The 22,459-nt window shown below is 71.7% G+C and carries 17 protein-coding genes and 2 pseudogenes; 6 read left to right on the forward strand and 13 right to left on the reverse strand.

The genetic code is table 11. From position 1 onward, the window contains the following. Positions 1-214: 214 nt before the first annotated feature. The 6 genes from ACFUO4_RS39145 to ACFUO4_RS39170 all read right to left on the reverse strand — a co-directional run bounded on the left by ACFUO4_RS39145 (position 215) and on the right by ACFUO4_RS39170 (position 7,628). Positions 215-1,153 (reverse strand): AfsA-related hotdog domain-containing protein, encoded by a 939-nt coding sequence (locus tag ACFUO4_RS39145; protein ID WP_079309319.1) that lies wholly within the window; start codon positions 1,151-1,153, stop codon positions 215-217. A gap of 859 nt (positions 1,154-2,012) precedes the next feature. Then, positions 2,013-2,570 carry a DUF4383 domain-containing protein gene (locus tag ACFUO4_RS39150; protein WP_079309318.1) on the reverse strand — a complete coding sequence of 186 codons (558 nt, stop codon included), beginning with the start codon at positions 2,568-2,570 and terminating at the stop codon, positions 2,013-2,015. 78 nt (positions 2,571-2,648) lie between these two features. Further along, positions 2,649-3,710 (reverse strand): DUF5914 domain-containing protein, encoded by a 1,062-nt coding sequence (locus tag ACFUO4_RS39155; RefSeq protein ID WP_383494197.1) that lies wholly within the window; start codon positions 3,708-3,710, stop codon positions 2,649-2,651. After that, positions 3,707-4,768, reverse strand: coding sequence for a phytoene/squalene synthase family protein (locus tag ACFUO4_RS39160; protein WP_383494200.1), 1,062 nt, complete (start codon positions 4,766-4,768; stop codon positions 3,707-3,709). Before ACFUO4_RS39160 ends, ACFUO4_RS39155 begins: the two co-directional genes overlap by 4 nt. Next, complete coding sequence (locus ACFUO4_RS39165; protein WP_383494203.1) at positions 4,765-6,366, reverse strand: phytoene desaturase; 1,602 nt, start codon at positions 6,364-6,366, stop codon at positions 4,765-4,767. The genes ACFUO4_RS39160 and ACFUO4_RS39165 overlap by 4 nt, the downstream gene beginning before the upstream one ends. Continuing rightward, the gene (locus ACFUO4_RS39170) at positions 6,363-7,628 is read right to left on the reverse strand and encodes a polyprenyl synthetase family protein (protein WP_383494206.1); all 1,266 of its coding nucleotides are present in this window, start codon (positions 7,626-7,628) and stop codon (positions 6,363-6,365) included. Before ACFUO4_RS39170 ends, ACFUO4_RS39165 begins: the two co-directional genes overlap by 4 nt. A gap of 298 nt (positions 7,629-7,926) precedes the next feature. Between ACFUO4_RS39170 and ACFUO4_RS39175 the strand changes: the two genes are divergently transcribed. The 4 genes from ACFUO4_RS39175 (at position 7,927) to ACFUO4_RS39190 (ending at position 13,203) form a co-directional block, all read left to right on the forward strand. Then, positions 7,927-9,120 (forward strand): lycopene cyclase family protein, encoded by a 1,194-nt coding sequence (locus tag ACFUO4_RS39175; protein WP_383494209.1) that lies wholly within the window; start codon positions 7,927-7,929, stop codon positions 9,118-9,120. 44 nt (positions 9,121-9,164) lie between these two features. After that, positions 9,165-9,896 (forward strand): methyltransferase domain-containing protein, encoded by a 732-nt coding sequence (locus ACFUO4_RS39180; protein WP_383494558.1) that lies wholly within the window; start codon positions 9,165-9,167, stop codon positions 9,894-9,896. Beyond that, positions 9,893-11,461, forward strand: a complete 1,569-nt coding sequence (locus ACFUO4_RS39185) for an FAD-dependent oxidoreductase (protein WP_383494212.1) — start codon at positions 9,893-9,895, stop codon at positions 11,459-11,461. Before ACFUO4_RS39180 ends, ACFUO4_RS39185 begins: the two co-directional genes overlap by 4 nt. A 494-nt stretch (positions 11,462-11,955) precedes the next feature. After that, positions 11,956-13,203: an NAD(P)/FAD-dependent oxidoreductase gene (locus ACFUO4_RS39190; RefSeq protein ID WP_383494215.1), complete on the forward strand. Its 1,248-nt coding sequence runs from the start codon at positions 11,956-11,958 to the stop codon at positions 13,201-13,203. A gap of 34 nt (positions 13,204-13,237) precedes the next feature. Here ACFUO4_RS39190 and ACFUO4_RS39195 read toward each other — a convergent pair. The 6 genes and pseudogenes from ACFUO4_RS39195 to ACFUO4_RS39220 all read right to left on the reverse strand — a co-directional run. Beyond that, positions 13,238-13,918, reverse strand: a pseudogene (locus ACFUO4_RS39195) (SCO2521 family protein); the annotation flags it as partial. A 179-nt stretch (positions 13,919-14,097) separates the two neighbouring features. Next, positions 14,098-15,030: a DUF6879 family protein gene (locus tag ACFUO4_RS39200; protein ID WP_383494218.1), complete on the reverse strand. Its 933-nt coding sequence runs from the start codon at positions 15,028-15,030 to the stop codon at positions 14,098-14,100. A gap of 322 nt (positions 15,031-15,352) precedes the next feature. Next, positions 15,353-15,736 carry an STAS domain-containing protein gene (locus ACFUO4_RS39205; protein WP_383494221.1) on the reverse strand — a complete coding sequence of 128 codons (384 nt, stop codon included), beginning with the start codon at positions 15,734-15,736 and terminating at the stop codon, positions 15,353-15,355. Then, positions 15,733-16,824 carry a B12-binding domain-containing protein gene (locus tag ACFUO4_RS39210; RefSeq protein WP_383494224.1) on the reverse strand — a complete coding sequence of 364 codons (1,092 nt, stop codon included), beginning with the start codon at positions 16,822-16,824 and terminating at the stop codon, positions 15,733-15,735. Before ACFUO4_RS39210 ends, ACFUO4_RS39205 begins: the two co-directional genes overlap by 4 nt. Next, on the reverse strand, positions 16,821-18,404 hold the full coding sequence (locus ACFUO4_RS39215; protein ID WP_383494227.1) for a PP2C family protein-serine/threonine phosphatase: 1,584 nt from the start codon (positions 18,402-18,404) through the stop codon (positions 16,821-16,823). The genes ACFUO4_RS39210 and ACFUO4_RS39215 overlap by 4 nt, the downstream gene beginning before the upstream one ends. 671 nt (positions 18,405-19,075) lie before the next feature. Continuing rightward, positions 19,076-19,255, reverse strand: a complete 180-nt coding sequence (locus tag ACFUO4_RS39220; protein ID WP_079309313.1) for a DUF6480 family protein — start codon at positions 19,253-19,255, stop codon at positions 19,076-19,078. Positions 19,256-19,643: 388 nt separating this feature from the next. Between ACFUO4_RS39220 and ACFUO4_RS39225 the strand changes: the two are divergent. Both ACFUO4_RS39225 and ACFUO4_RS39230 read left to right on the forward strand, forming a co-directional pair. Next, positions 19,644-19,823: pseudogene (locus tag ACFUO4_RS39225) on the forward strand (hypothetical protein); the annotation flags it as partial. Between the two features lie 46 nt (positions 19,824-19,869). Further along, on the forward strand, positions 19,870-20,214 hold the full coding sequence (locus ACFUO4_RS39230) for a DUF427 domain-containing protein (RefSeq protein WP_383494231.1): 345 nt from the start codon (positions 19,870-19,872) through the stop codon (positions 20,212-20,214). Positions 20,215-20,277: 63 nt separating this feature from the next. Here ACFUO4_RS39230 and ACFUO4_RS39235 read toward each other — a convergent pair whose 3' ends face one another. Beyond that, positions 20,278-22,344 (reverse strand): glycosyltransferase family 4 protein, encoded by a 2,067-nt coding sequence (locus ACFUO4_RS39235; protein ID WP_383494234.1) that lies wholly within the window; start codon positions 22,342-22,344, stop codon positions 20,278-20,280. Between the last annotated feature and the right edge of the window lie 115 nt (positions 22,345-22,459).

Consider the following 22,459-nt stretch of genomic DNA (forward strand, 5'->3'; position numbering starts at 1 on the left):
CGAGACCATCAGGAGCGGGGACAGCATTCGAGGCGTTCGACGAGCTGGTGGTGGAAGAGGCGCAGCTTGTGGAAGACGGCCGTCAGCTGGTCGGCGACTCTGAGGAACCTCGCCCCCACCCAGAAGGTCCTGTTCCAGGTGGGGGATGCCTTCGGCGAGCATGTGAACGACGGGCGTCATTGCCCCTCGAGCCGGAATTTCCCGCGCGAGGACGTCACCGCCGCAGCAGTCCCACAGAGCCCGTGGCCACGACCTCGCCGACGACGTGCACGGCGAAGCGGGCCCCGCTGTGATCCCGCGCCACCTCGACGACGGCACCCGCACTCGGCACGGGTGCCCGGACGGCGACCTGCAGGCCCACCACTGCGCGGCCCGTCCGGCCCGAGGACAGCAGCACCGCCTGGCGTCCCGCCTCCAGGACGGCGGGCGCCGGCAGCCGCCTGGGCCGGCGGGGCAGGAGAACGGGGTGAGCCGCATCGCGCGGGAGGATCTCCAGTCGCCCCTGCGGCCCCCTGGCCAGCAGAACGTCCGGGTCGGCGGCCGCGCCCACCGCTGCCGCGACGGGATGCAGCAACCCGGGCCGCCGCACCGCGACAGCCGCCTCACCCGGCCTCTCCACCGGCGCGGCGAAGGTCATGGCGCAGGTCGCGAACGGCTGCCCCTGGTGCAGAAACTCGGCCGTGACACGGAACGAGACCACCGCCCCGCCCTCCCCCCGCACGACATCGCTCAGCACGACCCGGACCGGGACATGGGTGGCACTGCCGCACTCCACCGGCTGCCCGGCCGGGGACAGCCCCAGGTTCACCGAGGTCATCTCCAACGCCATGTCACCGCTGAGGAGCAGGTGCCGGTGCTGGACGGCCACCGCGAGTTGGCGGGTGGACTCGACGGCGATCAGGGGGTGATGTACCACGGAGGTGTCGCGTTCGTTGAGGGGATGCGTACGGGGCCACTGGCACAGCCCTTCGAAGAACCGGTCCCCGAGCCGACTCAGTGACACCACCAGCAAGGACGCCATGGTCTCCAGACCCAGGCTGTCCCAGGTCAGCGGGCCGTCCGCACCCTCCCTTTCCGATGCCTGTACGACACGGGAAAACGTGCCGAAAGACTCCTCGGAAAGGCCCACTTCCCGTACTGCGCCCTCAAGCACGGAACCTCCTCGATACGGGGAGCGGTCGCCCGCATATTCGAGCGGACCATGCAGACAATTCGGGCCGACAGCCCCTGCCGGATGCACCGGCCCCCGGGGTTGTCACACGCTCCGGCCCCAACGCCACCACGCCCTCCTCGACGTTGCCCGTCGTCGAGGCCACGGCTGTCCGCACCAACGACGGCGTCTGCCATGACCGACCGCGAGTCGATCACAGCCACACTCGGCTCCGCATCGCGGCCGAGCTTCTCGCAGAGCGGGTCATGGCACTCCCTGACCGACAAGTCACTGTTGGCAGTCTCGCCGAACGCAAAGACTTCCGGTGCGCGGGGAGGCGTTTGCCGTGTGGCGCGAGCGGCGCGGCCATGTCCACGTGGGCAACACGGCGGCGCGCGGACGGCGCCGACTCAGCGCCTGCGGCTGCTACGCGACCAGCCGCTGCCGATACCCGCGAGATGCAGAGCGAGCACGGCCAGCCCGAGGAGCATCACATTGGTCGAGCTGTAGGTGTCATCGGTCGAGATGTCAGCCGCGTTGATGCGCGGATTCGTCCGTCAGACGGAAGGGCGGGGTGCTGCGGGAGGAACTTCTTGATCACGTGCTGCCGTTCGAGTTGCCGAGGTCGGGTTGACTTCTCTCGGCCGAAGCTCTGGAGATACACCGCCGCAGCGAGCGGATCTGCCGGACGGGGTTTCCCGGCCGCACCCACGCACTCGCCGACTTCGAGGCGGCACATGCCCATCTGGGCCGAGCAGGCCCGCCTGGACCTGGGGCGTGCGCTCAGTGGCCTCCGCCGGCTGACCGCGAACGATCACGAGGCACGGCCGGCGGAACCCGTGGAGTTGAGTGATCGTGCGGTCTACGACCCGGCGTCGGGCAGCGAGCCCGGGAGTGCCGCGGTCGGGGAGGTCGCCGCGACCGCTGCCCGGCGTCGGGCAAGCGACTCCCGGGCGGCCTCGCGCGGGTGGCGGCGGCGCCAGTACGGGTTGTCGTGGGAGAGCTTGCTGCTGACCCGGCCGTACATGCCGAAGGTCAGGATCACCAGGCCCATGATGAAGCTGAACATGACGTTGGTCATGCCGAAGTCCAGGAAGTTCGCGGACTTGTCCAGGACGAAGATGTGCCAGAAGCCGCTGAGCAGGAACAGCGTTCCGACCGTCATGTTCAGGGTGGAGGCGAAGTTCCCGCCGATCACGCCGCCGGCGATCAGCCCCAGTCCGACGACGACGGAGACCAGGCTCAGAGCCCCGTTGGTCGTCATGCCGGCGACGGTGTCGCCGTCGGTGTTGAAGGGGCTGAGCTGGTCGGTGAAGCCGAGGATGCCGAAGATCAGCAGGACCACGCCGCAGAAGGCGGCACCGTACCGGTAGACGGTGCCGAGCTGATGGTCGACGGGCAGTTCGTCACGCAGGTTCATGGAGAGCGACCCTTCGCGAGATGGGCGTTTTACCCCTCTTTCTCCGATTGGGGCCTCCTTGGTTGCACCGGGCGTCGCTCAGCCGGGGTAGCGGCCTGTCGAGCGCAGCTGCCAGCGGCGTTCGGCGTAGGCGAGGTCGTCGCGCCACAGTCGCCCGGCGGCGGTCCGCATCAGGGGCCGCAGCAGCGGCGTCATCTTGCGGGCCACGGCGAAACCGGGCCGGTCGGATGCGGCGACGACCGCTTCGACGACGGCTGTCCGGGGCCTGCCGTGCTCGTCGGGGCCGAGCGGTGTCGCGTGGGTCTCGACCACCGAACCCGCGCCCTCGCCCCGGGTGATGCGCATCAGGACCGTACGGGGCTCGGGTGCGGTGAACACCGCGCGCACCGGCACGACGAGTCTCCCGGCGACCTTGAAGGACACGTCCACGGTGAACGCGTCCTCGTCCACCGGCTCGCCGTCGTCCGCGGCACCGCCCTCGTCGTGCTTCACCCGCTCGTCCTCGACGGCCGCCGTGTCGACGACGGCCAGGTCGACGAAGGAGTACGGGTGGAACCAGGCCCCGTGCCACGGGTCGAGCCGGTTGGCGACCACGTCCTCGGGTTCGCAGGTTCCGACGCCGACATACACCGCGGACAGCGCTCGCGCCGGAGCGGGCCGGACGGGCACCACGGGAGCCTCCAGAGGAGTCTCCCCGCCCACGGCGTCCAGGCGTACCCAGACCAGCACCCCGTCGTCGTGGACGGGCAGCGGTTCCCAGCCCGCGAAGGCGGTTCCCCGCAGGCTCAGGCCGTGCCAGTGGCACACGAGGGTGCCGCAGCGCACCGGGCTGTCCCGCAGGGGTGCGCCGAGATGAGGGCAGACACCGGGTCCCGCGACCAGCTTGCCCGCGGCATCCCGCCAGACGACCAGCTCCTGTCCGGCGACCGTCCGTGCCAACGGCCGGTCGTCCCGTACGTCCTGGGACGCACCCACGACGAACCAGTTGCCGGACGGCCGCGCCTGCGCGCGTTTCAGCGCACGGGCGATCACCGCCGGCCGTGCCTCGCGCCAGGTCGGCTGCTGCCGCTCCCAGGCCACGGCGTTCCGGCGCAGCGACAGCGGGTACCGCCCTCGGCGGACGGGCCGGTCGGGGCTCACATGGCCTCCTGGTGGACGGAGTCGGCGGCCGAACCGGTCGAGGCTCGCCCCTGGACGGTGGATACGGGTGGGACGGCTGACGGGGGCGGGACGAGTGCCACGTGGCCTTCGGAGCGGCGCCGCCGCCGCGCGCTGATCCGTGCGGTCACCAGCCGTGCCGCCCCGTCGACGGCCACCGCGGCACGCCGTCGCCGGGGTACCACGGACCGGCGGTGCAGCACCGCGTAGCCGTCGTCGGCGATGGCGTCCAGGATGCCGCCGTACAGGACGAAAGCCGTGCGGATGCAGGGGCGGGCGACCGGGTCGAGCAGGGTCAGGCCTGGCGCCGCGTCGCGGTAGACACCACGGGTGAGGTCCTCGGCGGCCCGGAGCGCCTCGGTGATGCGCGGGTCACGGCCCCCCGTCGCGCGGCTCCAGGACAGCAGGTCCCGGTCGACGCCGTGGGCGCGCAGCAGGTCGGCGGGAAGGTAGACGCGGCCGCGGTCGAGGTCCTCGCCCACGTCACGCAGGAAGTTGGTCAGCTGGAAGGCGACGCCGAGGGCGGCGGCGTAGGGGGCGGCCTCCTCGCGTGGCACGACGGTGCCCAGGACGGGGAGCATCTGCAGCCCGATCACGGCCGCGGAACCGTGCATGTAGGCCCGCAGGTCGTCGAAGGTCGGGTAGTCGGTCACGTCCAGGTCGCTGCGCATCGAAGCCATGAAGTCGCTGAAGTGGCGGTGGTCGATGTCGTAGCGCCGGGCGGTGTCGGCGAGGGCCCTCACCACGGGCTCCGGGCTGTCGCCGTCCTTGAGGCCCTGTTCCATGCGGTGGTGCAGGCGGGCCAGTTCGGTCGCGCGGCGGTGGGGCGGGACGGCCGGGTCGAGGGAGTCCACGATGTCGTCCGCCCACCGCGCGAAGCCGTACAGGGCGTGGACGGCCGGGCGGCGTTCGACGGGCAGCAACCGGGTGGCGAGGAAGTAGGTGCGGCCGTGCTGGGCATTGAGCTGACGGCACTGGATGTAGGCCTCGCGCACCACCGGGTCGGTGATGCCCGCCGCGTCGAGTTCACGGCCGGTCATGTGGTGGTTCCCTTCGAGAGGGCCGATGGAGCCGGAGGGGCCGCAGGAACGGCGGTCGCCGTGGCCGGTGTGCCGGCCGCCGGGCCCCCGCGTCCGCGTCCTGGTGCGGAAGCGGTGTGCCGGCCCGTGATCCGGGCCGCGGCGAGCTTGCCGGACAGCAGCACGGTGGGTACGCCGACGCCCGGGGTCGTGCCGCAGCCGGCGAGGACGGCGTTCACCGTGCCCCGCACGAGGTTGCGCGGCCGGAACGGGCCGGTCTGCGGGAACGTGTGGGCCGCGGAGAACGGGGTTCCCGCCGCGTGCCCCTGCGCCTGCCAGTCGGCCGGGGTGACGAGGGTCTCGTCCTGCACGGACTCGGCGATGCCGGTGAAGCCGCGCCGCTCCAGCTCCCGCAGCACGCTGTCGCGATAGCGCGGCCCGAGTTCGGCCCAGGTGGCGGCGTCGGGTCCGAGGGCGGTGTTCGGGCACGGGGCGAGGATGTAGTGCAGGTGGCGGCCGGGCGGGGCGAGCGAGGGGTCCGTGGCGGTGGGACGGGTGATGAGCAGGGACGGGTCGCTCATCAGCTGCCCGGTACGGGTCAGTTCGTCGAACGTGCTGCGCCACTGCGCCCCGAACGACAGCGTGTGGTGGGCCAGTTCCGGCCAGGTCCGGTCGGTGCCGGCGTGCAGGACCACGGCCGACGGGGCATACCTGAGCCGGGTCGGGCGGCGTGGGGTGTGACCGAGGAGGCCGTAGGTGACCGGCAGGTCCGGGGTGAGGACCACGGCGTCGCAGGCGATCCGCTCCTGGTCCGTCACGACGGCCGTCACGCGCTCACCCGAACGCTCCAGACGGGTCACTTGCTGACCGAAGCGGAGATCGGCGCCCGCCTCGGCGGCGGCGTCCGCCATGGCCTGCGGCAGCGCGTGCATGCCGCCCCGCGGGAAGTACACACCGGCGACCGTGTCCATGTAGGCGATCACGGCGTACGCGGCGAGGGCCCGCTCCGGGGGAACACCGGCGTACAGCGCCTGGAAGGAGAACACCCGGCGCACCCGCTCGTCGCGCAGGTACCGGCCGATCCTGGCGTCCAGCCGCCCGAACCCGCCGAGTGCGGCGAGGCGCGCCAGGTCCGGGGTGAGCAGAGAGAAGGGCGAGTCGAAGTTGGCGTCGATGAAGTGCCGCATCTGGGTTCGGTACAGGTCGGTCAGCCAGGTCCTCAGCCGCCGGTAGCCCGCGGCCTCTTGGGGCCCGGCGAACCGTTCCAGCTCCGCGGCCATGGCGTCCTCGCCGGTGTGCACGTCGAGGCTGGAGCCGTCCGCGAAGAGCGCGCGGTATGCCGGGTGCAGCGGGATGAGGTCGACGCGGGCGCGCAGACTGTCGCCGACCGCGGCGAACGCCTCGTCCGCGAGGTCCGGCATGGTGAGCACGGTGGGGCCGGTGTCGATGCGGTACCCGTGGTGGTCGAGTCGACCGGCCCGGCCGCCGGGCAGCAGATCGCGCTCCACCAGCGTCACCCGCCGGCCCGCACCGAGCAGATGCAGCGCGGCGGACAGACCGGACAGGCCGGCGCCGACCACCACCACGTGATCGGTGCGTCCAGGAATGGTCGTCGTCATCGTGTCGCCCCCTCGACGGCCGCGCTGAGCACCAGGGAGACGGGCAGGCCGTCGTCGGCTCCGGCGTGGTCCGGTTCGGGCGGGGCAGCGGAGAGAGTACCGGCCGCGGCGATGAGCAGCTCCCGCAGCGGCAGCCGGCCTTCCGGCTCCAGCGGGACCGATTCCAGATATCGGGTCGCGTGACCGGCCAGCCGCTCGATCCTCGCCTCGACGACGTCCCGCGCACCAATGGCGACCAGCACGTCGCGGACCTCGGCGAGACGGCTCTCGGACAGGTCGGCGCGGCCGAGCGACCGCCGCAGGACGGCCATGGCGTGCCGGTCGCCCGCCGCCTCCGCCCGCGCCTGCGCCACGGCCACGAGATACGTCGGCTTGCCCGCCCGGATGTCGCCTCCGACGGGCTTGCCGGTGTGCCGGGGGTCCCCGAAGACGTCGATGAGGTCGTCGCGGAGCTGGAAGGCGATTCCGACGCAGCGGCCCGCCGAGCACAGCGCCTGCGTGCGCGCGGCGTCCGCGCCCGCCAGGGCCGCGCCGAGTGCCAGCGGGCGTTCCACGGAGTACAGAGCGCTCTTGAGGCAGGCGGCGCGGATCGCGCGGGCCATGGACCGTGAAGAGGTCGCCTGCCCCTGGACGTCGAGATACTGCCCGGCCACCATCTCGGTGCGCATGGCACTCCACAGATCGCGCACGGCACGGACGCGGGACCGGGGCGCGTCGAGGTCCGCGACGATGTCGTCCGCCCAGGCCAGGGCGAGGTCCCCGGCGAGGATCGCCGCGGACTCGCCGAACCCCAGTCCGGCGTCGGCGGGCACGCGGTCGGCGTACTGGGCGGCGAGGTCCGCATGCAGCGCCGGCCGGCCGCGGCGCGCGGCGGAGCCGTCCATGACGTCGTCGTGCACGAGGGCGCAGGTCTGGATGAGTTCCAGCGCAGCCCCCACCCGCAGGGCCGCCTCGGCCTCGGCGGGTCCTCCCCCGCAGGCGCGCAGCGCCCACCACACGAACCGGGACCGTGTGCGCTTGCCGCCCCCCAGGGTGAAGCGCGTGACGCGCACGGCGATGTCGCGGCCGAAGTCCGGGTCCAGGGCCATGGCGCGCTCCACCTGGTCCGCCAGCACGCTCTCCAGCACCCGTCCCACGGCCGCGGGCACGTCGTGGTCCACGACCCGCAGCCCCCCGTCGTCCGACGGGAATGGCAGGGGAACGGGACCATGGCCGACTCCTGTCGTGGCCACGGGGTGATCCTTCGCCTCGTTGCGGCGCATCCCGGTTCCTCTCCTGTTGCTCGCGCATCCTCCTGATGGAAGACCTTCCGCGCGGAACGCCCGCGCGGATGCGCCCGGGACGACAGGAAGCGATCTTTCGCGGCGTCCGATGTCCACGAGTGGAGCCCGATACCGGCACCACCGCACGTCGCCCGCACCGCGCCCTGCGCCAAATGGCCGCCCGCTGTCCGGCTCTGCCTGCATCCGCCGCGGCCGCTCGGAGGGAAGCAATCCGTCGGGTCACTGGCCGGACCACCCCCGCGAGGAGCCGGGGTGCGCACAGGGAGGGAGAACGCACGTGTGGGAGGCCGAGGTGGCCATCGTGGGCGCGGGGGCCGCAGGACTGTCCCTGGCCCACCGTCTCGCGCGACCCGCTCCCGGTGCCTGCCGGGTGACCACCGTCCTGCTGGACGCCCCGCCGGGCCCGCTCCGCCCGCCCGAACGGACCTGGTGCTTCTGGGAGCAGGGCCCCGGCCGCTACGACGCCGCGCTGACCGCGTCCTGGCCGCGGCTGCGCGTCCACCGTCCCGATGGGCGCCCGATGGACCACTCCATCTCCCCCCTCGTGTACAAGATGATCCGCTCCGCCGACTTCGAACGCCTCGTCGCACGCGAGGTGGCGGAGAGCCCGGACGTGCGCCGGCTGGAAGCCGTCGTGGAGTCGGTGGACCCAGTCGCCGAGGGAGCCGTGATCCGTGCGCGGGACGAAGGGGGGCGCCCCGTCACCGTGCGGGCCCGCTGGGTGTTCGACTCCCGGCCGCTGGGCAGCCTTCCCGCGGCACGGACCACGCTGCTCCAGCACTTCCACGGCTGGTTCGTCCGCACCGAGCGGCCGGTGTTCGACCCGGGCGCAGTGGAGTTCATGGACTTCCGGGTGCCCCAGCCGCCCCGCGGCCTCGCGTTCGGCTATGTGCTGCCCACCGGCCGGCGCGAGGCACTGGTGGAGTACACCCGCTTCTCGCGCTCCGTGCTGCCCCTGCCCGCGTACGAGGAGGCGTTGCGGCACTACACCGCGGACCTGCTGCGTCTGGGCGACTTCGAGGTCGTGTCGACCGAGACCGGCGTCATCCCCATGACCGACGCGCGCTTCGCCCGCCGCTCGGCACCCTCGGTCTTCCGGATCGGAGCAGCGGGCGGCGCCACCCGACCCGCGACCGGCTACGCCTTCTCCGCCGTCCAACGACAGACCACGGCGATCGCGCGGGCCCTGCACGCGCGGCGCACCCCGGAGCCTCCGCCCGCCCACTCGGCCCGCGCACGCGCCATGGACGCGGTCCTGCTCCGGGCGCTGGACAGCGGACGGGTCGACGGGGCGGAGTTCTTCACCCGTCTCTTCTCCCGGGTGCCGACGGTTCGGCTGCTGCGCTTCCTCGACGGCCGGACCCGGCTCGCCGAAGACCTCGGCCTGGGCCTCCGCACGCCCGTGCTGCCGATGCTCCACTCCGCCGCGGAGCTGCTCTGGTTGCCCCGCACCCCCTTTCCCCACCCGTGATCCCGGCACGAAGGAGTCCCGTGCAACCCGACCGAGGCGACCATATGACCCTGCTGCGCGACGAGGATCTGGCCGTGGCCTTCGACCACGCCTCCCGCAGTTACGACGCGCTGGTGGCCGCCAACCCCGGCTACCACGCCCACCTGCGCCGCTCCGCGCGCCGTCTCGGCCTCTCCGACCGGGCCGAGGGGCTGCGCGTGCTGGACCTCGGCTGCGGCACCGGCGCCTCGACAGCCGCGCTCGCCGAGGCGCTGCCCGGCGCGGAGATCGTGGCGGTGGACGCGTCCGCGGGGATGCTGGAGCGGGCGGCGGCCAAACGATGGCCGCAGGGGGTGACCTTCGTGCACTCCTCCGCGGAGCGGCTGGCGCAGGCCGGTGTGCGCGGGCCGTTCGACGCGGTCTTCGCCGCCTATCTCTTCCGCAACGTCGCCGACCCGGATGCCGTGCTGGAAGCGGTGCGCGCCGCACTCGTCCCCGGGGGGCGACTGGCCGTCCACGAGTACACGCTCAGCGGACGGGCCGTCGACCGCGCGGTGTGGACGGGCGTGTGCCGGGGCTTCGTCCTGCCCGTCGCGACCCTGCTCGGCGACGGTGACCTGTACCGCCATCTGTGGCGCAGCGTCGTGGAGTTCGACACGGCGGGCCACTTCGCCCGCCGGGTCCGTCGCGCCGGTTTCACCGACGTCCGGGTGCTGCCCCTGCCGGGCTGGCAGACGGGCATCACCCACACCGTCGTCGCCCGCCGCCCGGGCGCGGGTACCGAGGTGGGCCGGTGAGCGCGCTCGGACGGCCGCCCGTCGCCCGGCGCGGCAGGGACCGCCGCGCCCGCACCATCCTGCCGGTGCCCGGCGCGCCGCGACTGACCGAAGACCGGACCCTGACGACCGCCGTCATCGGCGGCGGCATCGCCGGTCTCGCCGCCGCGACGGCCTTGGCCGAGCGGGGCGTCCGGGTCACGCTCTACGAACGCCAGCCCGCCCTGGGCGGGCGGCTCGCGGGCTGGCAGACCGGCCTCGCGGACGGCTCCACCGTCACCATGAGCCGCGGCTTCCACGCGTTCTTCCGCCAGTACTACAACCTCCGCGGACTGCTCCGGCGTACCGACCCGGGCCTGGAGCGCCTGCGCGCGCTGCCCGACTACCCGCTGTGGCACGCCGACGGTCTGCAGGACAGCTTCCGGCACGTCCCGCGCACCCCACCCTGGAGCGCCCTCGGATTCGTCGCCCTGAGCCCCACCTTCACCCTGCGCGACCTGCTCCGCATGAACCCGCTCGCCGCCCTGCCGCTGCTGGACGTGCGCGTCCCGGACGTCCACACCCGGCTCGACGACGTCAGCGCCCACGACTTCCTGGCGTCGATCCGTTTCCCGGAGGCCGCGCACCACCTGGCGTTCGAGGTGTTCTCCCGCAGCTTCTTCGCCGACCCGCGCCACCTGTCCGCGGCGGAGATGGTGCTGATGTTCCACATCTACTTCCTCGGCTCGTCCGAGGGACTGCTCTTCGACGTGCCCGACGAACCCTTCCCCACCGCCCTGTGGGATCCCCTCGCCGGCTATCTCGACGGCCACGGCGTCGACCTGCGCACCGACACCCCGGTCGAGTCGGTCGAGCCCACCGCGACGGGCGGCTTCCGCGTCGCCACCGGCACGGGCGAACACCACCACGACACGGTCGTCCTCGCCCTCGACGCGGCCGGCCTGCGCACGCTCGTGGAGCGTTCCCCGCGCCTCGCCGATGCCGCGTGGCGCGAACGCATCGCCCGGCTGCGCAACGCGCCGCCGTTCCTCGTCTCGCGGCTGTGGCTGGACCGTCCCGTGTCCGCCGGCCGTCCTGGCTTCCTCGGCACCAGTGGCTACGGCACCCTCGACAACGTCAGTGTGCTGGACCGCTGGGAGGGCGAGGCGGCGCGCTGGGCCTCGCGCACCGGAGGTTCCGTGGTGGAACTGCACGCGTACGCCCTGGGCGAGGGGGCTTCCCGGGACGTCGAGCAGAAGCGCCTGATCGAGCAGCTGCACCAGGTGTACCCGGAGACCCGCACGGCCACCGTCGTCGACGCTCGGCACGAATGGCGGGCCGACTGCCCGCTTTTCCCGGTCGGCGGATACACGGACCGGCCGACGGTGCACACGAGCGACCCCGCACTGGTGGTCGCCGGTGACCTGGTGCGCACAGAGCTGCCGGTGGCTCTCATGGAGCGGGCCGCCACCAGCGGCTTCCTCGCGGCCAACGCGCTCCTGGAACGGCGCGGGGTCAGGGGCCAGACCCTGTGGACGGTGCCGGACGGCGGTCGCGGCGCCCTGCTGCGGCGCCTCGCGCGCACGGCGTCCGTGCACCGGACGTAGCTGGGCAGCGCCATTTCGGCGGGCAGAGCCGGCATACAGGGACCTCTCGCAGGCGTCCGAGGCGCCGGGCTGTGACGGACGGTCTGGAACGGGAGATCGCCCATGAGGCATCTGACGACGACTCGGCACAGCCATAGGTGACCGCACCGAGCTCACCACGAGGCGCGCCCTCGCGGACACCACCCGGCTGATGTGCCGTACCGGTGGCTCGACCGCCCCCGAGGCGCTCGCGCTTGGTGGCGACAGTGCGTGAGGGCCGTCACCTGCATGCCGCACGACGCGCGGCCGGGTCGGCGCAGCCGTACGAGGAGCCGGCTCAGTCCCGGGAACGGCGAACTGGCCCGCCCCCATGCGAAGACTGAAGGACGCTCGCGCGGGGCCAGGTGGGTGATCGGCGCATCCGGGCGAGGTGTGCGGAGGGAAGAAGCTCGGTACCCGTAGGTGGCTGCCGCTCCGGCCGCCCCGGCGCCGCCGGACTCGCCAAGGAGGCTTCTGTGCCCGCGTCCCCGAACATCCCCGACGCCCTGGTCATCGGCGCAGGTGTGGCCGGACTGGCCTGCGCGCGGGACCTCCTGGCGGCCGGGCTGGACGTCCAGGTCGTGGAGGCGTCCGACGCCGTGGGCGGCCGGATGCGCTCCGACCAGGTGGACGGCTTCGTCGTGGACCGGGGCTTTCAGGTGTTCAACACCTCCTATCCGCAGGTGCGCCGCAGGCTGGTGCTGCGCGAACTACGGCTGCGGCCCTTCACGGCCGGCGTCCTCGTCCACACCGCCGGGCAGGGCACCCTGCGCTTTCAGGACCCCACCCGGCGGCCACACGCCTGGTCGACGCTGCTGCCGGGACGGCTCGCGGGTCCCCGCGACCTCGCGGCGGTCGGCCTGCTCTCGGCCCGCGACCTGTTCGGCCCGGTCAGTCGGGTGAAGGCGGGACGGGACCGCACCACCCGCACCGCCCTGGCCGACGCTGGATTCCCCGAGGAGTTCGTCGAACGCTTCTTCCGGCCGTTCCTGTCGGGGGTCTTCCTGGAGGACGAGCTGGAGACCTCCAGCCGCTTCTTCCACCTCGTCTGGCGCAGCATGCTGCGCGGCACCCTGTGTCTGCCGAGCGCCGGCATCGGCGCCGTCCCCGCGGCGCTCGCCGCCGCGCTGCCCGCGGGCACGGTCCGCCTGGAGACCGCCGTGAGCGCCCTCACCGACGACGGCGCCGTCACGGACACCGGGCAGGAACTGCCCGCGCGGGCAGTCGTGGTGGCCACCGGCCCCGGCCCAGCGGGGCGGCTGCTCCCGGGCCTGAAGGTGCCCGATTGCCGCGTGGTGACCACGTACTACCACGTCGCACCGCGGTCACCGCTCGCCGAACCGACTCTCCTCGTCGACGAAAGCCGCCGGTTTCTGAACACATGTGTCCTGAGCGAGGTGGTGCCCGAACACGCCCCGGGCGGCTACGTCCTCGTGGGCACCTCGGTGCTGGGCGCAGACACCGACGGACGGGAAAAGACCGTGCGCGCCGCGCTGGCAGAGGCGTACGGAACGGACACCTCGGGATGGGATCTCCTCACCGTCCGTACGATCGTCGACGCGCTGCCGGTCATGCCGCCGCCGCTGCCGCTGAGCCGGACCACCCGGGTGGGGCCGGGACGTCACGTGTGCGGCGATCACCGGGCCACGGGCTCGGTCCAGGGAGCCCTGGCCTCCGGCGCCCGGGCCGCCCGCGAATTGCTCCGGGAACGCTTCCGTCACTGACTTCGGTCGTCGAGGGCGGTGACGCCGAGGCGGCCTCACACAGGGCGGCGACGGCGGCCGGGGCGGTGGTTGCGGGTACCCGCAGCCGGACCGTGCGCAGGTCGTCCTCGGTGAGGGTGAATTCCTCGATCGCCGGTTCCTGTCCCGGCTCGGTCTGCCGGGCGGCCCACCGCAGTCTGGTGTGGCGGGACTTCAAGGGGGCCCTCTGGTCGAGCAGTGGGTGGCGGAGCAGGGTGGTGAGGGTGCCGTCGGCGATCAGGCCGAGATCGAGTTCGCCGCCGCCTGCCCCGTCGAGGACGCCTTGGGCCGCTTCGTGCTCGGGAAGCCGGCCCAGCGGTTCGAGCACTCCGGGATGGATGAGGTAGTGACCCCAGGGGCGGCGCCGTTCGGGGCCTCGGGCGAGGGCCCGGACATGGGCACTGCTCTGCAGGATCCGGCCCTCGGTGAGGGCGGCGCTGGTGGCGACGGTGCCGACGACGCGCACCTTGGCCCCGTTGGAGGTGGGCATCCGGCAGTCGACGCCGGTGAGGGTCTGCGGGGAGCGCACGTAGAGGTTGGGGCGCTCGGAGACCAGCACGCGTTCGTCCGGGCGCAGCCGCAGCAGCTGGGTGGCGGCTCGGGCGTCCAAGGGGTTCAGCGAGGGCAGCACGCAGGTGCGGATCTCCCCGCAGGCCAGGACCGGGAGAGCCGGCGGCGTGTCCGGTAAGGCCGTCACCTCGACGGCTCCGCGCAGAAGGCGTACGAGACCCGGTCGGTCGACCGGGATTCGGCTGATGGACGAGCACGACTGGATCGGCAGCCCGCGACAGTGGCACTTCGACTCAGAAGGAGTGCTTCGAGCGAGGACACGAGGACACTAGGACACCGGCCTCCTAGTGGGGTGCAGCGCGCCGCTCATGACGCCGGCTCAGGATCGGGAGCGACCTCCTGAGCCCGCACCCAAAGGGCGTTGAACCATCTGACCTGGCGGTTGACCCTCTCGCGCTGCGCGTCGAGCGTGGTCTTCACGTTGACTCCCAGCTGGTCCGGTTCGAACTCCAGATACAGATCCGTGTCGAAGATGACGACGTCCCGCGAGGCCAGCCTGGGATGCGGCTGCTCCACCGGAGAGGGTGGGAGGACGAGGTAGCGCACGGCGATGCCGACACTGAGCTGAGCCTGGCACAGCCAGGTGAACCGGGCCATGACCACGGGGTCGTTCGCCTCGGATTCCCTGACCATGAATAGACGGCGGATCGTGACCTGGCGAGCCCCCATCGCCTCGGTCTGGGCGTCCAGATACGGTCCAGCTGAGTCCGTGCCCCAGAAGCGCTGGTCGACAGAGCTGCTCGTGGCGTCGATGGTCCGCTGGGCGCATTGCGTGAGCCGGATGAGCCACTCATTGTTGTCCCGTGGCCAGTGCGCGCTCATCCCGGTCAGGTCGGTGACGACGGAGGCGAGGCTCTCGACCTCCGACCGGGCGAACGCCTTCACGATCTCCGGGCCCTGCTGTCCGACCCGCCTCAGATTCTTGATCAGGCGTTTGGCATCGCTGGTGCTCATCCCGGCATCGTCGAGATCGCTCAGCAAGGCGGCTGCGTCACTGAGGTGGTCGAAGTCCTCCTCCAGCCGGCGGCTGCGTTCCATATGACCGGTCTCGAGCGTGCCCAGCCGCTGCTCGAAGTCGACCATGTACTGGACGATGAGCGCGGACCCACCGATGACGACGGCCACCGCGATCTTCCACAACTCGTCGCCGGATTGGTTCACCAGATTGGTCAGCACGTACGCGACCACGCTCACGACAACAGTGATGAGGATCTTGAGAACGAGCGGCGCGATGTGCACCCCGCTGGTGGCCGGTCGTGGTGTGCCAGGCTCTCCCTGCACGGTTCTCTCCCCCCGTCGGACGCTCACCGGATGATGCCCGCTCGGCCCGACGCCGGCACCTCCCGGCCCGAGCCGAGCCGCAGAGACGCCAACCGGTCCCGGATGCGCAGTGCGGCAGCGCTGTGCAGCCCGTCCGGGGGCGTGGGTGAGCCGGCCGCCGTCCGGAGAGCCTTCGGTTCGGACCAGTGCACGCCGCTACTGGTGAGCCTTTGAGTCGTCGCCGACACACAACTGCCCTTGTGTTGGCTGGGTACTGTGCCGGATGGCCGGCCGGGGCGGCTCAGATGTTGGCGTCCGGTGCCGTGTCCCCGTGCGTGACTGCGGCATCGGTGTGGGGCGTTGCCGTGAAGTACTCAAGCGTGCCGGTGAGGCTGAGGAGCCTGTCGAGCTGCACGGGCCGGTCGTCCAGATGCAGACGTACCCGTGCGGCGGCGGTGCGGCGGCCGATCATCAACAGGATCGACAGCCCCATGGAGTCGACGATGCCGATTCCCGCACAGTGCAGGTGCAGGTCCTTGAGACCCGGTCGGGCCGAGAGCTGGGCGGTGGCCTTCTCCAGAAGAAGGTCGGCGGTGTCGTAGTCGAGATCTCCGGTGATCTCTATGCGGACCGTGTGCTCGGTCTCGACGGTGGTCAGGTGGAGTGCGCGAGGCGAGATGGTCATGCGGGCGTTCCGGTTGTGGTGTGGTCGGTGGAGAGGGCTTCGATGCCGCGTTTGAGTGTGCGCGATGCCCGGGGGAAGTCTTTGAGCTCACGGGCGAAGAGGATCAGGGCCGGCGGCAGGGACTGCACCGCCACGTTCCTGGCCCGGAGAACCCGGGCTGTCCAGGTGATGAACCGCGTGAAGAGGTCGTCGTCGCCGAGGTAGAGGGCGGCGGCGAGGAACTCCACTATGTGAGCGAGGTCTTGCGCCGTGCGCTCGCGCTGCACGTCGTCGTAGGCGCGCATAGCGGGGAACGCGTCCTGGAGGGCGAGGAGGACGGTCCGTACAAGGGAGGCGCTGCTGCGGGCGACCAACGTGTATTCCTGGTCGGCCAGGTGGGGCAGGTCGTCCAGCTGCTGGTGGTCGGTCCTCGGGCGCGGCAGCGGCGCCTCGGCGAGGCGGTCGGCGGCGGCACGCGCGTCCGGGGCCCACGCCTGAGCGCCGAGCAACTGTGCGTAGCGGCCGTCGGATCCGAACGCGGCGCCGCCGACCAGGACGGGGACTCCGATGGCCTGGCACGCGGTGATGGCCGCATGAGCGGTGGGGAGCCTGGTCGGCATCGAGCTGGACAGAGCGACCGCATCGGCCTCAGTGGTGTGCAGGTGGGAGATGAGGTGCGGTGCGGGCACCTGCGCACCGAGGTAGTCGACGTGCCAACCACGCAGCCTCAGCACCTCGGCCAGCAGCCGGGCGGGCAGCGCGTGCCATTCGCCGTCCACGCACGCCACCGTGATCCGACCGCGGCAGGACGCCCGGCGGGCGGTGGGATGCAGGGCGAGTGCAGTCACGGCGCGTTCGTTGATGGCCGTCGCGGCGTGTTCCTGCGCGACGCTGATGCGGTTCGAGGCCCATTCCTCACCGACTCTGACCTGAACCCTCGCGATCACGTCCAGGAGGACGGACTCAGGGTCCAGGCCCTCGTCCAGGGCCCGCAGGACGACGTCGGTGGCGGTGTGCTCATCTCCGGCCGCCACCGCGTTCCACAGCCGGCCGGCCAGCTCGTGGGTGGGGGCGGGTGTGGGGAAGAGGGGCGAAGTGCTCGTGCTCATGCGGTGTACCTGCCCCGGGTGTGGCCATCCACCGCGCTCAGATGGTGGGTGCGTGGTGCAGAGATCGCGACGACGGCCATGTCGTCGTGGCCGCCGTTACCCAGCCACTGCGAGGCGAGCATCTGGACATGTTCCACGATGCCCTCCGCCGCCATACCGGCGCACTCGGCCAGGACGCGCTGGAGGCGTTCCTCACCGAACAGGGTGTCACCCAGCGGGCCGCCCCTGGCATCGGTAATTCCGTCGGTGTAAAGGATGCAGGACTCCCCCGGGGCGAGCGTGACGGTCGTGGTGTGCACTCTGATGTCCGGCAGGACCCCGATCAGGGTGCCGCGGGTGTCAGCTTCCTCAACCGTTCCGTTCGCGCGGATGATCAGAGGGTGCGGATGGCCCGCGCTGGTCAATCGCACACGCACTTCGTTGTCCTTGCGCACTGCGGAAGCCAGGACCAGCGTCGCGAACCGGGTGTGATGCGAATTGCGCAGTGCGGTGTTCAGCAGGTTGAGCATCTGCTGGTGGTCGTCGGCCAGAGGCAGCAGAGCGTGCAGGGTATTGCGGATCTTGCCCGTGAGGACGGCGGCCTCCAAACCCTTGCCGCACACGTCCCCCAGCGCCACCAGCGACGGCTCCCCCTCCGCGGCGCCGGGGTGCACGTCGTAGAAGTCCCCGCCGACCCGCTCGTGATCCGCTGAGGGCCGGTAGCTGCCGGCGAAGTCCACACCGGAGATCTGGTGCAGCGCGGGGGGCAGAAGGTCCCGCATGAGGACCTCGGTGATGGCTGTTTGCTCCGCGTATAGGCGGGCGGCTGACATCGCCGCTCCGGCACGTGCGGCGAAGAGACGGGCGAAGACCTCTTCCTCTTCAGTGAAAGCGGCTCGCCCCTCCTTGCGCAGCAAGACCAGTGCACCGGCCGGAACGCCGTGCCCCGGCAACGGAGTGATCACTATCGCCCCGATGGGACCGAAGCCCTCGGGAATCATCCATTGCGGCGCCGCGGAAGCGTCGATCCACCGCGAGGGAACCGGCGGGAACCCGCGCAGGGCCTCGCTCAGGCCGGGAACCTCGTCAGGATCGACCACTTCCTGTGAGGCGAAGGGGGTGCCGCCACGCAGGCAGGACACCACGGGCAACCAGCGGCCGCGGGAGGGTGCGACCGCCAGGGCCGCGTCGGCGAGGTGATCGGACGCCATCTGCGCGGTCAGGTCCATGCACCGCCCCAGATTCAGCGAGGACAGCAGGGCGGTGGACGCCGCCGCGAGGAACGCCGTCTGCTCCCGCTCCATACGCAGGGCTTCACGGGCCAGTTGGTGGTCGGTGTCGTCCACCAGCCACCACGCCACCGTGCCGTCGTCCCGCACGCTGGAGTGCGCCTCGAAACGGCGTCCTTCGATCAAGCCCGACAGCGGCACCTCCGGCTCCCGCGCACCCTGCGGGTCGGCCGGGCACGTGGAGCGGTGGGCCGCGGCGAGCCATGCCGGTACCACATCGGCAAGAAGCGCTCCGGGGAAGGCTGCGGGCAGCACGACCTGAGCGGCTTCGTTGCGCTTCACCAGGATGCCCGCCGCGTCAGCGACCAGCACCGGGTAGGGGGCCCTGCCCCAGGGGAAGTCCGGCTCCGCGCCCGCGTGCGCCTGAGTAGAAATCAAACATCGAGGACCCGCTGCGCGAGTCCCTCACCTCGCCAACCCCAAAGAGATCATTGTCGTCAGGCAACGATCCCTCGCAAATGCCCGTCTGGCAAGTAGCTTCCCACCAGGCCTTCTACCCACCCTCACGCGAAGGTTCCGTGCGCCAAATCCCCCAGAGGCGCCTCGTAATGGAGGTCGAACCACAGAAACAGCAGGCCACCCGACAGCTGTCCGACCCGATCTTCACAAGGGTGCAGATCTCGTGGCCAAGTGGGCAGGCCCTGCCGCCGGCGCGCCGCAGCCGTGGCGGCCCGGGAATTCACTCGTCGGCGTGACACAAGGGCGCTCTCACTCGCACGGATCTGGTGGCGGAGATGTCCCGGCGCGCCGCGTCAGACCACGACGGCCGCAACAGCGACAGACCTTGACTGCTGTTCAGGGCGCCCGGGCGCTCCCTCCTGCCGGCCGGGCCGACGGAGATCGGCACGGGGTGAAGTGGCCAACCTCACCAAGCCGCCGGCAGAAGTGCTGCCGTTTGAAATCGACGCCCTGCCCAGATCGCCATCGCGCGGGAGCACCTCCGCAGCAAGCGCGAGCGCCACGTCTGCAGGCAAGCGCCAGGTCTACAGATAAAAGACCCGGGCGAGAAAAAACGCGGCGAACAGGGCGGCGCCGGTGATGACGAGCCACATCCAGAAACGCGGGTGTTCCCAGATGCCGCCATCCGGCCGTTCCTCGTGGGCCTCGGCTGTCGAGCCTTCGACCGGGGGCGTCTCCTCCGGAGGTACCAACGGATCGGTCATGCGATCAGGATCATGCACCTACGCCCAGTACGCATCCCGTGCCTGTGCCTATCGGCCCACCGTACGGGTGGGCGAAACGGCCTGCCCTTTTACGGCGGGCTACTGGGCCTTCCTGCAACGCCATCGCACCCGCTTGGAGCGCAATCCGCGAATGGCCCAGGCCGTTCGGGGGCTGGACCGCCTCACCGACCTCCAAGCCCTCCTGGAACAAGAACAGGGACGCGGCGACGGCCCACCGTGACTCATCCGGGTCACACGACGCAGCGCCGAAGCACTGGCGAAGACATAAAACGGGCGAGGAGCACCTCATGAGCAGTACGGACATCGGCCTGCGGGCGGGCGGTCCGCAGGGGCGCGATGCAGCAGACAGCCGGGCCGGTGCTCAGCGATGACGAGATGGACGCCCCGACACGATGGCGGACGACCGTCCGGCACGCACTGCACCCACACGTGGACGGCCGATCCCACGCCGCTGAGTGAGACGTGCCTGCCCTGCGCGGCGCGCGGGCGCGTGCCGGGTGACCTGCTGCTGTGCCTGACATGCGGGCACGTGGGGTGCAGCGACAGCTCCCTCGGCGCCCACGCCACAGCCCACTTCGACTCCAGCGATCCGAGTGCTGGAGACCAGTCATCCCCCAGTCTTCTACATCCCTGCCGAGGACATCCGCACCGAGTTCGTGATCCCCGCCGTCTCGGGCCGGACCTGGTGCGAGTGGAAGGGAGCCGCCCGCTACTGGGACGTCATTGTCGGAAACGACGTACGGGCTCGCGCCGCCTGGAGCTACCCCACCCCGAACCCGGCCATCACGGACTACCTAGCCTTCTATCCAAGTCGCATGGACCGGTGCACCGTCGCCGGAGAAGACGTCACCGCCCAAGAAGGCGACTTCTACGGAGGTTGGATCACCGCTGAGGTGCGAGGACCCTTCAAGGGCCCACCCGGCACCAACCAATGGTGATCCGGCAAGGGCCTCGTAGTTCGCGTCTGCGGAGATGCACAGCTCAGAGCCTTGTACACACCCTCAAGGGCGCTGCAACGCGGCGTACTCGGCGGTGAGTTCGTTCGCCATGCGGGTCACCGAGAAGCGCTCCGTCACCAGCTTCCCGCCTGCGGTCGCGTACCGGCGGCGCTCGTCGTCGCCGACGCGCGCGAGGCGGCGCAGGCCGCGTTTGAGGCCGGTCGGGCCGGAGGTGTCCATCAGGACTCCGTTGACCCCGTCACGCAGGTAATGGGCGACACCCCCGTTCCGCGGCCCGGCGGCGGGAAGGCCCGCCTCCATCGCCTCGAGTATCGCGATCCCGAACTCCTCCTTGGCACTCGGGCACACGTACCAGCAGGGCGCCTGCTGCGAGCGAGCCGCCAGGGCCCGCTGGAGACGGCGTACGTCGGTGTTGGACAGTGCCGGCATCAGGGCGAACCGCCGGGACGCCTGGGGGAAACCGGCAAGCAGGGTGTCGATGCGGCGCCGCATGTCGGTCTCGGCCTCGGTGGCTGTGTGCGGGCTGCCTCCGATGAGCAGCAGCGTGCTGGTGCCGTACCCGCCGGTCTCCAGCCAGGCCCGCACCAGGAGGTCCTGCTGTTTGACCGGGTGAAGGCGACCGACGGACAGCAGTAGCGGGAGGTCGCGGTCCTCCGCGTCGAGAGCGTCGGGGCGTGCGCCGTCCTGATACAGGTTCGTAAGTGCCTGGCGCTGCCGATCGTGCTCGTCGGGGGCGGGCCGGTAGGGGGCGATGCCCTCGGGCGGGGCGCTCGGCCCCTTGCCCCCTCCGAGGCGTGCCAGGTGGGGGTAGTGGCGGACCAACTCCCGGGTCCCGCCGCGACCGGGGATGCCCACGACCGTGTCCGCGCGCTCCACGAGGCGGTCGGCCACAAACACCCGATGCAGGTCATGCCGCAACGCCTCGGCGGCCCGCGGGTCGTCTTGGTCGCGTGCGGCGTGGCGGTCGGCGAGTCCGCGATGCGGGTCCGGGGTGGCGGTGAACACCGAGGCGGCCCCCAGTCGTTCGGCGGCTTCGGCGAGTGCCAGGCTCGCGTCGTCGGCGTATCGGACGTGCAGGACGTCCAGGGGCCGCGGCATGCCGCCCAGCAGTCGCACAGCCCACCAGGTCAGCGCGGTGCGATGTCGATGCGTCTGTATCGGGGCGAGTGACCGGGGCGTGTCGACGGGCAACTTCAGCACCCAGTGCCCAGGACGCCGTTCGAGAGCCAGTCGGTCCTCAGCCACCAGGTCCTCGTGTCCCGCCGTCACGACCGTGATCACACCGGCGATCCCCTCGGTCTCGGCGAGTGTGTCGCCGAGACCGCCGAGCAGGACCGCCATTCCCCCGCTCAGGCCCTGTCCCGGCGTGTCCAGGCCGCCCAGCAGCATGGTCTGCGCGACCACCCGGCCCTCGCGCTCGCCTTCTCTCGGCCCCAGCACAGGTGCCGGCGGGTCCAGAAGCACCCGCTCGTAGGCGTCCGAGGCCACGGACAGGTCTGGCAAGTAATGCGTACCGCCGGGGAGTTGGTGCAGGTAACGCCACGCGGCGTGACGTACGGCCCGGTCGGTGTGGCGCCCCGCGCGCGCGGCCTCGGCCGGTGCGAGGGGGGCCAGGTCGGTGGCCACGGCAAGGTCCAGGAAGTGACCGGTCGTGGAGGTGTCGGGTGCTTCGGTGAGCGCCGCCCGCAGGGCTTCCTCCGCATGGCGGTGGCCGTACCAGCGCACGGTCTCCGGCCACAGCTCGGCCAGCACCGCCCACAGCCACGGGCCCCCCTCGCGGTGGGCGAGCAGTGCCTCCGGGGTCAGCGGCACGCCGAGACGGGCGGCACGGCGCAAGGCCGCAACGACCGCGTCCTCGCGTCCGGCGCCGAGCCCGTCACCGGGTGGTAGCGCGCGTGGCCGTACCCCGTACTCGGCCTCCAGCAGCCGGACCAGGTCGTCCTGCGGATATCCGGCGGCGTTCGGCCCGTCGGTGTGTCCGCTCCATCGGGTACCGCTGAAGAAGGCGGTCCGGGCGGCCACCAGGGGATCACGGGCGCGCGTGCCGACGGCAGCCCGTCGTCCTGTGCTCTCGGTCGCCCGGGTAGGTGCGAAGGCGGCGGCGGTCACGCGCTCTCCTGTCTCAGGAACGGCTCTGACCTTGGTGATTCTCGAAGCGAGGCGCTCACGGATGCACCCCGCTGCCGTGGTGATCGTCATGCCGTCCGCACCGCCCCGACGCGGC

The organism is Streptomyces sp. NPDC057280, from assembly GCF_042668605.1.
Classification (GTDB): Bacteria; Actinomycetota; Actinomycetes; order Streptomycetales; family Streptomycetaceae; genus Streptomyces.